Genomic DNA, 11,021 nt, shown 5'->3' on the forward strand with positions numbered 1-11,021 from the left:
GCCCATCGCAAAGCCGTCGTGGCACAAAATCTCCGCACGCTGTTGACTCGGCTCAACGCGACAGATCAAGAAGTTCGCACGCTTCGTGGCATAGTTGCCACGCTCGCACAGGGCAAAGGCGGGGGGCGCAAGCGCGGCGGCGAGGTGCCTTGATCTGGCCAAGTTTTGGGCTGAGCGATGCCAAGCGAATGGGCATACTGGCGATATGCAACGCGGCAGTCCGATTGACCGCGACGGACGTATTTTGAGAACATTCGCGACATAAAGAAAATCGAAGAGGTTCAGCGGGAGATGTGGATGAACACGAGGGCGGGGATAGTGTTGGCAGGCGTGTCCGCGCTGATGCTTTTGGGGACCGGGGTGTCTGCCAGCGCAGACGAGCTCAGCGAGAAGGCGGTAAAATCCTTCATGGAGTACGCGTGGTCGCTGACGCCGCAGCAGTTCTCCAAGCCCGACGGATCGGTCATCGTCATCGACAAGACCAAGAAGAACGAAGTTCTCGTTCCAATCGATGTAGCCCGCAACGTGATCATGGCAGGCCGGTTGTCGGCACATGCCCAGATCTGCGACCTGCTGGATGATCAGATCAGCAACCATCAGGCATTAATGCGCCGCGAGCAGGTTCAGCATAAATGGACGCCGCAGCAGATGGTGTACATAAGCCAGCTGCACCTGACGACAGTCATGCTGCTGACCGGCAGGATCAAGCTCGTCGAGAAGCAGGGCGACAAGGAAGTCGTCGTCGACGAGAGCAAAGAGCCGGCGCAAACGTGTACCGAGGAGCAGCGCAAGAAGGTCAAGGAAATGATCACGGCCTACGTGGCGGCGAGCCCGCCACCGCGCACCGCTGCGGCGGCGCCTCCTGCGGCTGCACCTGCGGCTCGTCCGGCACACGCCGGCGCCCCGGCTTCGACCGGATCGACGACCCCGGTCACCGAATCCGCGGCAGAAGCGAAGAAATAGCGGCCTCATGGCCGTTGACGGGACGGCCAAGCACCGGTATCACCCAATTTGCGCGGGCCTTTGGGCCCGCGTTTGATTTGCGCACCCGTGGCGGGACTGTCGAAGGTCCATGCCTGTCGGCCTTCAAATGAGGGCAAAGGAGGGGGCGCTCCACGCCGATCGCACGTGAGAACGTTGCGCTGGGCTCAACTCATGGAGTGCTAGAAGATGACGAAGCGTATTCGCGCTAAGCATAAAATCGACCGCCGCCTCGGCGAAAACATCTGGGGCCGCCCGAAGAGCCCCCTCAACCGTCGCGAGAGCCGTCCCGGCCAGCACGGCGAGCGCCGCCAGGGCAAACTTTCCGATTTCGGCCAACAGCTCAAAGCCAAGCAGAAGCTGAAAGGCTATTACGCCTCTATCTCCGAGCGTCAATTCCGCGCCGTCTACGACGAGGCCGCGCGTTTGAAGGGCTCGACGTCGGAGCTTCTCGTCGGTCTGCTTGAGCGCCGGCTTGACGCTCTCGTGTACCGCGCCAAATTCGTTCCGACCGTGTTCGCGGCCCGTCAGTTCGTCAGCCACGGCCATGTGACGGTCAACGGTCATCGCGTCACGATACCGAGCTATCGCATCCGTGTTGGCGATGTGGTCGAGGTCAAAGAGAAGGCCAAGCAGCTGGCTCTCGTACTCGAAGCCATCAAGAGCGCCGAGCGCGACGTGCCGGACTACATCAACGCCGATCACAACAAGATGACGGTCTCGCTGACGCGTATTCCAGCCCTCGCCGACATCCCGTATCCGGTCCAGATGGAACCGAACCTCGTGGTCGAATTCTACTCGAGGTAGTTTTGTTTCGGCGCCAGAGCCGGACAGTGTTGCTGGATTGAATTCAAAAGGCCGCCCCTTCGGGTGGCCTTTTTTGCGTCTCCTCTCCCCGCATGCGGGGAGAGATCGAACTTTGTCATCACGGCCGGCGCGTAGCGATGAGCCGCGACCCATCTTCCTGCTGATGACAAAGACTGGGTCCCGGATCGATCTCCGGCCCCGCCTTCGATCGTCCGGGATGACAGCTTCCGAATACTACGCTGCCTTTTGCCGTGGCGGGCGAGGCGCGCGGGCGATCGAGATTTGCGGGCCGCCGACGTTGATGCGTTTCTTGCGCCGGCTCGTAGGCGGCTCGGCGTTGGCCCACCCATAGGCGAGCATCGTCATCAATGCCGAGGCTGCGAAAAAGTAGACGCCAGGCAGCACGCGCGCTTCCGTATAGCCCGATGAATTGACGTAGAAGATCATCAAAGCGAGCACCATCACGTCGGTCATCGAGTAGCGCCCGACCCATTCCATCGTCGCGATCGATTTCTTGCGGAAGTCGGCCGGCATGTCGTGCGCCGTGATCAGCGTCAGCAGATAGAACAGCTTGAGGAACGGGAAGAATACGGAAACCGCGAAAACGACGGCGCACAGGAAGTATTCTTTGTTCTCGGACAGCGCGTAGATGATCGTCAGGATCGAGTGCTCGTTCGTCCAGACGTAAACCGTCGTGAACCGGATCGTCGGCAGAATGATGCCGAGCGCGAAGAATACCGTCGCGAGAATGATCAGGAAGCTGAGCGCGAAATTCCGCCAGCCCGAGGGTTTCGCGGCCTGACCGACGTCGGGCTCCGGCAGGACCGGCACGAGCTCAGGCGCTGCCGCCATGCCGTCGGTTCGGATCCAGGCATAGGAGAGGATCATCAACACGACGGCGGCGGTGAAGAAATAGACGCCGTTGAGGCTCGATGCGTCGTAGACGCCCTGGCTCTTGATGAAAAAGATCGTCAGGGCCAGTACGAGAACGTCGTGCATCGACCATTTGCCGAGCCATTCGAGCGCCCGAAGGCGTTGGTGATGTCGCACGATTTCAGCCGGCGGCAGCGTCGAGACGAGCAGCAGATAGAGCAGCTTCGTGATCGGCAGCAGGATCGAGAAAACGAGCACGATCAGGCCGAGGAAAGTCTGCTTGTCGCGCAGAAGGACGCCAACTGTCGAAATCAGCGAATGCTCGGTCGTCCAAAACGTGAAAGTCGTGAGCTTCAGGATCGGCATCGTAATGCCGAGCGCCAGGCAGACGCTTGCTGTAAGGATCGTCAGGGAGAGGAAGAACCGCCCGCGGCTCAGTCGCATCGATCGTCCCAGCTCAAGAAACTCGTGTGCTAGCCAACAGCTTACACAACGTATCGAGAGCCAACACCGACATTAGGCAAAAATAAGGGCGGGGCCGTAATCAGCCCCGCCGCGTAATAGCTCAAAACTGCGCGTCAGCTCAGCCATGATGGTGAGCGTGCGGAATGCCCTTTTCGCAGATCAGGTCGTGCAGCTCACCGGCCGCGTACATCTCGCGGATGATATCGCAGCCGCCAACGAACTCGCCCTTGACGTAAAGCTGCGGGATCGTCGGCCAGTTCGAGAACGTCTTGATCCCTTCGCGAACGCCCTGGTCTGCCAGCACGTCGACGTCCTTGAAGGGTACGCCCAGCTGCTCGAGGATCTTGGCAGCGGTTGCCGAGAACCCGCACTGAGGAAACTGCTTCGTGCCCTTCATGAAGAGCACGACGTCGTTATCGGCAATCGTCTTGGCAATCGTTGCCTGGGCAGGATTATCAGAGGCCATCGTGGGCTCCTATGGATGCCGGGGCTGCCGTTTCGGCGCACCCGATTCAAGCTGAGATGTGGGGGAGAGTTGCACTCAAGTCAATCGGCCGGCAATGCGGTGGTGAGCTGCAGGGCGTGCAAAGCCCCGCCCACGCGGCCCCCGAGTGCTTCGTAGATCATCTGATGCTGCTGGATGCGGCTTTTGCCCTTGAAGGCCGAAGAAACGACATGCGCCGCCCAGTGATCATTGTCGCCGGCAAGGTCCCTGAGCTCGATCCTGGCGTCAGGAAACGTTGCTTTGATCAGACGTTCGATCTCGGCGGCGGACATGGCCATTTTATATAGCTCCGGAAGAAGATTTCACGAATTTGGAAGGCGCAATCTATGCCGCCTTCGATCAGCGGGCGCAAGATCAACCATCAGAAATTCTTATCCAATTCTCACGCAAACGCGATTGGACGTTATCGAGGCGGATCACTATCTTTGGAGTCATAGGAACACTGCGTTCCTGAAGTCTTGATGGAGGACATCATGAAGACCTGGACGAAGCCCGCAGTTCGCGAGCAGGAAGTCGGCCTCGAAGTTACATCGTATCTTCCGGCTGAGATCGACCTTATCTAAGTCGATCCTTCCAATCTGAATTCAAGACGCGGCGGTAAGATTTTTTCTTGCCGCCGCGTTTTTATGTGGAGACGCCCGCTGCGGGGGAGGCAGCGGGCGTCTCTCTGTGCGCCGAAGCCGGGGGTGAGGGCTTGGCGCGTAACGCGCGTCTACCGATCGCAATCGAATTGCACTTTGAGCCACGGCGTATTGAGCTTGCACTTGCCCGAGCTGGTCCTCGTCAACACCTTGTCAAGCGACAGATCGCCGAGCTTCAGCCTTCCGAGCGCCTTCCCGATTCCGGCGCCTGCATCGTCATTCGCCGGGGCACCTTCGTCATTCGGTTCGTCCGCGCTGGCTTCTTGAGAAGGCGCGGACTTCGCCGCATCGCGGCTGTTATCGGCGGCAACCGGCGCCGACTTGGGCACCGGGATCGCGGCAGCTTCGGAGGCAGGTTTTTCCGGCAAGACCGCTGCAGGTGCAGTCGCAGGCAACGCCGGAGCAGCACTGGCTACGGATTCGTTCGCGCCATTGGATTTCACCGGCGCAGGGGTTTCAGCCTTGGCTTCGGTCTGGCCGCAAAGCTGCAGATCCTGCGGCGCGCGCTTCCAGATCATAGTCTTCGAAAAAAACTTGACGCCTGCGTAGCCGGTAACGCGCAGCGTACCGTTCTTGAGCGGCGTTAATTCGACATCGTATTTGCGGCCCCTCTCAGGGGAATAGATCCAGCCATGATCCCAGCGGCCGCCGCCAACCGGGGCGACGCCACCGATCACTTGTTTGCCGCAGCCATTCGAATCCGACGCGGCTTTCACCCAGACGACGTTGCCGCAAAGGGCATTACCGCATGGCTTGATTTCAACGGCACCGCGTCCGGTATCGTTCAACCAGATGCCGGTCGGATCCGGAGCGGCCAATGCGTTCTCGGCTGCAACGGGCACAATGGTAAAGGCGAACACTGCCGGCGCGATGAGCTTGAGTACGCGCATGACCAAATTCCTTCTCGGTTGCTGCGACTGCCATCCTGATGCCTCACCCCCTCGACCCGTGCTGTTCCATAGGTAACACCTGCACCGATCCCTTGAGGTCGCGTGCCTGCGACGGTCGATTTGCACTGGGGCTCAAATTGGCTCGCATTCAATTTTCACCGCGTGAAACATTCTCGACCCGGGGCGCGTAGACCCCTCTGCAAGATCGAGAAGGCTTTGTTCGGCGGTATTTGCTCAAACAACGCCAACTCGCGCTGAGTGCGTTTAACCTTTTTTGGATGGAGACGTTCCAATGATTAAGCCATTTCTGGCAGCGGTGGTGCTTGCCTTGTCGGCCTCTTTCGCAATGGCGGCCGAGGACAGCAATGTCACGACAAAGGCAATGAAAGATCATCCGGGCACGATGGGCGGTTCGACCGCTTCACCGACGGCGAAGCCGAACTCCGGCAGCCTTTCTGAAAAGCAAATGCAGGATCAGCCGGGCGTCAACTCCGACACAACTGGCAGGACGGCGACGCCGAATGCAAAGCCTGAAGACGGTTCAGTCGCTGGCAAAGAAATGCACGACAATCCCGGCGCGCAGAAGTAGTTCGCCGGGATATTCAATCGTCGACACAGATGATAGCGAAAGGGAGCGGACGCCAGGAGTCGCTCCCTTTCGATTTCCGGTCGCTACCTCAAGAAATATTCGCTGCAGCCGCACATGCAGCGCCGCGATATTGATGACTCGTTTATACTTTGACCCTCGTTCCCATATCGACTTTTTATGCGCTCACGCCGATCTTTGTCTGAAGTGCAGTGCCGCGCGCCGCGGTATGCTTCAATGAATGGTGATCGATCGTGAACATCATCTCACATGATTCAGAAAGGCCGAACATACCAAGGCCCGGCGTTGCCTCGGAGCAGCTTCGCTCGACCGCTCTGTTGTTCGTGGCGTTGATCGCCGGTATGGCGGCGATCGGCTTGGTTTTGCTTGCCAACAGCGATCAGCCGGTTGGGCCTTCGGAAATCAGCGACTGTGCGTCGATTACCGCGCAGGCCGAGCGGCTTGCCTGTTTCGACGAGCTTGCCCGCCAACCTGCTCTTCAGCCTTTCAAAGGCGCCACCGCGCCAGCGCTGCACCCCGCCCGATAACAGCTTACGTGCTTTGCGCGCCCATCAGCTTCGGCATCCACGCTTCGTGCGCGGCGCGAAGCTCTGACAACGGCAACGCCGTCTCACCCTTCAAACCGATCGCGTCGCCGCCCGTGCGCCCGATGATACGTGCCGGAAGTTCGAGCAGGCGGGCGCGCTCCAGAACTTCTTCCGCCTTTTGCGGTGTGACCTCGACGACGTAGCGCCCCTGGTCTTCGCCGAACCAGATGGCGTGCGCGGGCAGCTTGCCTTCGTAAGGATAGAGCTCAACGCCAAGTCCGGAACTCTCGCGCGACAGGCCATGCTTGCCACCCGCCAATGCCATTTCGGCAATCGCGACGAGAAGTCCGCCGTCGGCGCAATCATGCACGGCGGCGACGCGACCTTCGCGGATGAGCGTGCGAATAAGACGACCGGCCTTGATCTCCGATTCAAGATCGACGGGCGGCGGCGCGCCGTCGAACTTCCCCGTGGCAAAGTTTTGATAAATCGATTGACCAAGGTGGCCTTCCTCACGGCCGATCAAGATCAGCATATTGCCATCGCTCTTCAGGCGGATGTCGGCGAGCTTTGCTGAATCGGGAACGAGGCCGACGCCGCCGATCGCGGGTGTCGGCGGAATGCCGGTGCCATTGGTTTCGTTGTAAAGCGAGACGTTGCCCGAAACGACCGGGTAGTCGAGGGCTCGGCAGGCTTCGCCCATGCCGCGAACGCTGGCGACGAACTGGCCCATGACTTCCGGCCGCTCGGGATTTGCGAAATTCATGTTGTCGGTGATGGCGAGTGGGTCGGCGCCGACGGCGGTCAAATTCCGCCATGTCTCGACGACAGCCTGCTTCGTGCCCTCTTCCGGATCGGCGGTGACGTAGCGCGGTGTCACATCGCATGTGACGGCGATCGCCTTTTTCGTCCCATGGACGCGCACGACACCTGCATCTCCTCCCGGACGGCCGATGGTGTCCCCCATCACCATGTGATCGTACTGCTCCCAAATCCAGCGGCGCGACGAAAGATGCGGTCCGCCCATCAGCTCCTTCAGCGTGCCGAGGATAGAGTTCGGCGCCGGCACCCATTCGGGAAGAATTTTTGCGGGTTTCTTCGGCTCGACCCAGGGCCTCTCGTACATCGGTGCGGAATTCGCGAGCACCGGGACGGGCAGGTCAGCTTCGACGTTGCCGTTGTGCGTAATGACCATGCGGCCCGTATCCGTCGTCGTGCCGATGACCGCGAAATCGAGGCCCCACTTCGTGAACACCGCCTTCGCGTCAGCCTCGCGCTCGGGCTTCAGTATCATCAGCATGCGCTCTTGCGATTCCGACAGCATCATCTCGTAGGCCGTCATGCCGGCTTCGCGCTGGGGAACGAGATCGAGGTTCAAGTCGATGCCGACGCCGCCCTTGTCGGCCATTTCCGCAGTCGATGAGGTGAGTCCGGCGGCTCCCATGTCCTGGATCGCGATAATCGAGTCCGTCGCCATCAATTCCAGGCAGGCTTCGATAAGCAATTTTTCGGTGAATGGATCGCCGACCTGCACGGTCGGCCGTTTCTCATCGCTCTTATCGTCGAATTCAGCCGAGGCCATCGTCGCGCCGTGGATGCCGTCGCGGCCGGTTTTCGAACCAACGTAGACGACCGGCAGGCCGACGCCCTTGGCAGCCGAATAGAAAATCTTGTCGGTCTTTGCGAGGCCGACGCACATGGCATTGACGAGGATGTTGTTGTCATAGCCCGCGTCGAAATTCGTTTCGCCGCCGATCGTCGGCACACCCGTGCAGTTGCCGTAATGCGCGATGCCGGCAACGACACCGCCGACGAGATGGCGTGTTTTCGCATGATCGGGAGCGCCGAAGCGTAGCGCATTCAGATTGGCGACGGGACGCGCGCCCATCGTGAAGACATCGCGCATAATGCCGCCGACGCCGGTTGCCGCCCCCTGGAACGGTTCGATGTAGGAGGGGTGATTGTGCGACTCCATCTTGAAGACGACGGCATCACCATCGCCGAGATCGACGACACCGGCATTTTCGCCGGGACCCTGGATGACCTTGGGACCCGAAGTTGGCAGCGTCTTCAGCCAGACGCGGGACGATTTGTAAGAGCAGTGCTCGCTCCACATCACCGAGAAGATGCCGAGTTCGCAAATCAGCGGTTCACGTCCGAGGATATCGAGGAGGCGCTGATATTCCTCCGGTTTGAGGCCGTGCTCGGCGACGGTTTCGGGCGTGATCTTCGGCGTGGTCTTGGCGGCCATCGGGCACTCGTCAAATGGGGAATCTATGGTGAGGGAATCTCGCGCGCCTGCTTATAGCGGCGAGGGGGTCGCTTGTCGTTGCGGCGCTCACGCTGCTTTCTCGTTTGGCGCTTTCTGACTCCGCTTCGCGGAGCTAGCCGGAAGCGCGGAGCGCGACGAGCGCGGCGGCTTTCGAGGGAGAATAGCACGCCCGATGATCACCCTCTCCTCCTACCCGTTCGGGCTGTGACAACGTCAGCCTACCCGTTTGGGCTGTGACCGTTTCGCGCTGCACAAAACGCAGTACCGCTGTGCAGCATTGGGGATTTTTCTTGGCGAGTCATAGGCTTATTTTGCTCCTTAGCGCTGACGTCACGCCCAGACAATTGTGCGCGGGTTTGAACTCAACGCTCTTGGACAGTGGAGATCCTGTCATGACGACTTCCGCAAAACTCGCAAGTGTTGTGCTTCTTTCGAGCTTGGCTTTCGCAAGCGGCTCTGCCCCGGTTTGGGCAGAGAACGCAGGCTATCGCGTCGCTCCCCAGCAGGGGATCACTTTGACGGTCGGGTCAAAGCGCGCCATCAGCTATTACACGACCAACGCCGATAAAGCCTGCAACCTCACGCTTCTGTTGGCGGACGCCTATTCGGACGCGGAAAAGACCGCCGCCTCCGAGCCGGTCCGGGTCAATCTGACAGTGCGCGAGGGCACGTCGGCACGCGTCGACTCGCTTGAGGGATCGCTGGCTTTCGCCTGCGCGCCTGCTGCGACCGCGATGACGATCCAGCCGATGCAGCATGTTGCGTATAGCGCCGTTCGGAAATAACCGCGGCTGCCAGGGTTGCTACGACGCTTCCAAGGCCACGCTTGCAAGCCGTTCGGGCAGGGAGGGAGTGATGAACTCCCTCCTTTTTTGTGTCCGATGCAGGGTTTCAATCGCCGACGGCTGCGTCAGGCCGCGGCCTCGAGCGTCGATAGCAGAATGCTTTCGAATACGCGGCGGCCATCGGTGCCGCCGAGCACCGTCTCATAAAGCCGTTCGGGATGCGGCATCATACCAAGCACACGGCCCGTTTCATTGACGATACCAGCGATGTTGCGCTGGGCGCCGTTCGGGCAGGCCGCAGAATCGGTCTTGCCAGTCGCGTCCGAGTAGCGGAAGGCGACGCGCCCCTCAGCTTCGAGCCGGTCGAGCGTTTCGGCGTCGGCGAAATAATTGCCTTCGCCGTGCGCGATCGGAACCTTGATGATTTCGTCTCTGCGGTAGCACTTGGTGAAGAAGGTCTGGTCGTTCTCGACTTTCAGGAACACATCGCGGCAGATGAAGTGCAGCGAAGCGTTGCGGAGAAGCGCACCAGGCAGTAATCCCGTTTCGCACAGGATCTGAAAGCCGTTGCAGATGCCGATGACCGGAGTTCCGGCCTTGGCCTTGGCGACCACGTCTTTCATGATCGGCGAATGCGCAGCCATCGCCCCGCAGCGCAGATAATCGCCGTAGGAGAACCCGCCAGGCAGCACGATGACGTCGGAGGACGGCACGCTGGCATCGCCGTGCCAGACCATCTTCGGCGCAAAGCCGGTGACCCGCTCGATCGCCGTCTTGACGTCGCGGTCGCAGTTCGAACCCGGGAAAACGATGACTGAGGCGCGGAGCATCGCGAACTCACCTCGAGCGGTTGCCTAGGCACCAGCAGGTAATGAGACTCGGAACGGATGTCCACTCGGCCCCTGGTCGCGGGGCCCGTACAACACGTGCTTGTGCGTGGGCTAGTGCGTCAAGCCGCGAATGAGGGTCGCCAGGACATTCGAATAATCGTCGGTCCATGGTGCCGCTCCATCGGGATCAAGCGGCGCCGCTTCCGGCCAATTGCGCCGCAAGGCGTCGTATGTCGTACCGTCCTTGGTCAGGAAAACGACCCGCGACGCGGTCGCATCGGGTACGGGGATGTTGGGAGTCCAATTGACGTAAATCCCCTTCAGGTCAGGGATCGATAGCGCGGTCGCCGCGACAGCCGGTGCGAGTTCGAGAAAGCGGTTCGAGATATGAATGGCGACGACCCCGCCGGGTGCGAGCTTACGCTCGTAAATTTCGAGCGCTTCGCGCGTCAGCAAATGAACGGGGATCGAGTCGGACGAGAACGCGTCGATCACGAGGTAGTTGAATTTTGCATCCGGCTCTTTTTGAAGCGTCAGGCGAGCATCCCCGATCACCACGTCGTTGTTCGGCAGACAGCGCGTGAGGAACGTGAAGAGATCCGGCCGGCGCGCCACGTTAACGATCATGGGATCGAGTTCGAAGTAGCGCCACGTCTCGCCCGGCTTCGCATAGCAAGCCAGCGATCCCGATCCGAGACCGACGATGCCTGTCGTCAATTCCGTGCCGCGTTGCTTGGCGATCTGCCTCGCCAGCGCAACGCCGCGCGCCATCGGTCCGTCGGGGTGGTAGTAGGTTGCTGGCACCGCTGCCGTCACCGGTTGGCCGTCAGCCGTCTTG

Annotated in this window: 13 protein-coding genes; 6 read left to right on the forward strand and 7 right to left on the reverse strand. The window is 60.4% G+C overall.

The features are described 5' to 3' along the window. Nucleotides 1-360 precede the first annotated feature (360 nt). Both VN623_RS08560 and rpsD read left to right on the forward strand, forming a co-directional pair. A complete protein-coding gene (locus VN623_RS08560) occupies nucleotides 361-963 on the forward strand; it encodes a hypothetical protein (RefSeq protein ID WP_325570088.1) in 603 nt (200 codons plus the stop codon). A gap of 207 nt (nucleotides 964-1,170) precedes the next feature. After that, entirely contained in the window at nucleotides 1,171-1,788 is a 618-nt protein-coding gene (rpsD, locus tag VN623_RS08565) for a 30S ribosomal protein S4 (protein WP_325570090.1), read from the forward strand. A gap of 234 nt (nucleotides 1,789-2,022) precedes the next feature. Here rpsD and VN623_RS08570 read toward each other — a convergent pair whose 3' ends face one another. From VN623_RS08570 to VN623_RS08580, 3 genes are all read right to left on the reverse strand, one after another. After that, complete coding sequence (locus VN623_RS08570) at nucleotides 2,023-3,105, reverse strand: paraquat-inducible protein A (RefSeq protein ID WP_325570092.1); 1,083 nt, start codon at nucleotides 3,103-3,105, stop codon at nucleotides 2,023-2,025. Nucleotides 3,106-3,244: 139 nt separating this feature from the next. Further along, nucleotides 3,245-3,592 carry a Grx4 family monothiol glutaredoxin gene (gene grxD, locus VN623_RS08575; RefSeq protein WP_325570094.1) on the reverse strand — a complete coding sequence of 116 codons (348 nt, stop codon included), beginning with the start codon at nucleotides 3,590-3,592 and terminating at the stop codon, nucleotides 3,245-3,247. A gap of 80 nt (nucleotides 3,593-3,672) precedes the next feature. Beyond that, nucleotides 3,673-3,909 carry a BolA family transcriptional regulator gene (locus tag VN623_RS08580; protein ID WP_325570096.1) on the reverse strand — a complete coding sequence of 79 codons (237 nt, stop codon included), beginning with the start codon at nucleotides 3,907-3,909 and terminating at the stop codon, nucleotides 3,673-3,675. A gap of 195 nt (nucleotides 3,910-4,104) precedes the next feature. Between VN623_RS08580 and pqqA the strand changes: the two genes are divergently transcribed. Next, nucleotides 4,105-4,194, forward strand: coding sequence for a pyrroloquinoline quinone precursor peptide PqqA (gene pqqA, locus VN623_RS08585; RefSeq protein ID WP_015598411.1), 90 nt, complete (start codon nucleotides 4,105-4,107; stop codon nucleotides 4,192-4,194). Nucleotides 4,195-4,343: 149 nt separating this feature from the next. Here the strand turns inward: pqqA and VN623_RS08590 are convergent, their stop codons facing one another. Next, a complete protein-coding gene (locus VN623_RS08590) occupies nucleotides 4,344-5,162 on the reverse strand; it encodes a DUF2147 domain-containing protein (protein ID WP_325570098.1) in 819 nt (272 codons plus the stop codon). 292 nt (nucleotides 5,163-5,454) lie between these two features. On the opposite strand from VN623_RS08590, the gene VN623_RS08595 reads away from it, so the two are divergent. After that, on the forward strand, nucleotides 5,455-5,751 hold the full coding sequence (locus tag VN623_RS08595) for a hypothetical protein (protein WP_325570100.1): 297 nt from the start codon (nucleotides 5,455-5,457) through the stop codon (nucleotides 5,749-5,751). A 251-nt stretch (nucleotides 5,752-6,002) separates the two neighbouring features. After that, entirely contained in the window at nucleotides 6,003-6,296 is a 294-nt protein-coding gene (locus VN623_RS08600) for a hypothetical protein (RefSeq protein WP_325570102.1), read from the forward strand. A gap of 4 nt (nucleotides 6,297-6,300) precedes the next feature. Here the strand turns inward: VN623_RS08600 and purL are convergent, their stop codons facing one another. After that, the gene (gene purL, locus VN623_RS08605) at nucleotides 6,301-8,547 is read right to left on the reverse strand and encodes a phosphoribosylformylglycinamidine synthase subunit PurL (protein ID WP_325570104.1); all 2,247 of its coding nucleotides are present in this window, start codon (nucleotides 8,545-8,547) and stop codon (nucleotides 6,301-6,303) included. 413 nt (nucleotides 8,548-8,960) lie between these two features. Here purL and VN623_RS08610 point away from each other — a divergent pair, with 413 nt between their 5' ends. Next, the gene (locus tag VN623_RS08610) at nucleotides 8,961-9,353 is read left to right on the forward strand and encodes a hypothetical protein (RefSeq protein WP_325570106.1); all 393 of its coding nucleotides are present in this window, start codon (nucleotides 8,961-8,963) and stop codon (nucleotides 9,351-9,353) included. 125 nt (nucleotides 9,354-9,478) lie between these two features. On the opposite strand, the gene purQ is transcribed toward VN623_RS08610, so the two are convergent. Then, a complete protein-coding gene (purQ, locus tag VN623_RS08615) occupies nucleotides 9,479-10,183 on the reverse strand; it encodes a phosphoribosylformylglycinamidine synthase subunit PurQ (protein ID WP_325570108.1) in 705 nt (234 codons plus the stop codon). A 111-nt stretch (nucleotides 10,184-10,294) separates the two neighbouring features. Further along, the coding region (locus tag VN623_RS08620; protein ID WP_325570110.1) for a fused MFS/spermidine synthase at nucleotides 10,295-11,021 on the reverse strand (727 nt) is incomplete at its 5' end.

This window comes from Hyphomicrobium sp. (assembly GCF_035572195.1).
Taxonomy (GTDB): Bacteria; Pseudomonadota; Alphaproteobacteria; order Rhizobiales; family Hyphomicrobiaceae; genus Hyphomicrobium_B.

What these genes read in the sequence shown, in the direction of transcription:
- rpsD (WP_325570090.1), top strand. Translation starts at nt 1,171, where the DNA reads ATGACGAAGCGTATTCGCGCTAAGCATAAAATCGACCGCCGCCTCGGC.
- VN623_RS08570 (WP_325570092.1), bottom strand. Translation starts at nt 3,105, where the DNA reads ATGCGACTGAGCCGCGGGCGGTTCTTCCTCTCCCTGACGATCCTTACA.
- grxD (WP_325570094.1), bottom strand. Translation starts at nt 3,592, where the DNA reads ATGGCCTCTGATAATCCTGCCCAGGCAACGATTGCCAAGACGATTGCC.
- VN623_RS08580 (WP_325570096.1), bottom strand. Translation starts at nt 3,909, where the DNA reads ATGGCCATGTCCGCCGCCGAGATCGAACGTCTGATCAAAGCAACGTTT.
- pqqA (WP_015598411.1), top strand. Translation starts at nt 4,105, where the DNA reads ATGAAGACCTGGACGAAGCCCGCAGTTCGCGAGCAGGAAGTCGGCCTC.
- VN623_RS08590 (WP_325570098.1), bottom strand. Translation starts at nt 5,162, where the DNA reads ATGCGCGTACTCAAGCTCATCGCGCCGGCAGTGTTCGCCTTTACCATT.
- VN623_RS08595 (WP_325570100.1), top strand. Translation starts at nt 5,455, where the DNA reads ATGATTAAGCCATTTCTGGCAGCGGTGGTGCTTGCCTTGTCGGCCTCT.
- purL (WP_325570104.1), bottom strand. Translation starts at nt 8,547, where the DNA reads ATGGCCGCCAAGACCACGCCGAAGATCACGCCCGAAACCGTCGCCGAG.
- VN623_RS08610 (WP_325570106.1), top strand. Translation starts at nt 8,961, where the DNA reads ATGACGACTTCCGCAAAACTCGCAAGTGTTGTGCTTCTTTCGAGCTTG.
- purQ (WP_325570108.1), bottom strand. Translation starts at nt 10,183, where the DNA reads ATGCTCCGCGCCTCAGTCATCGTTTTCCCGGGTTCGAACTGCGACCGC.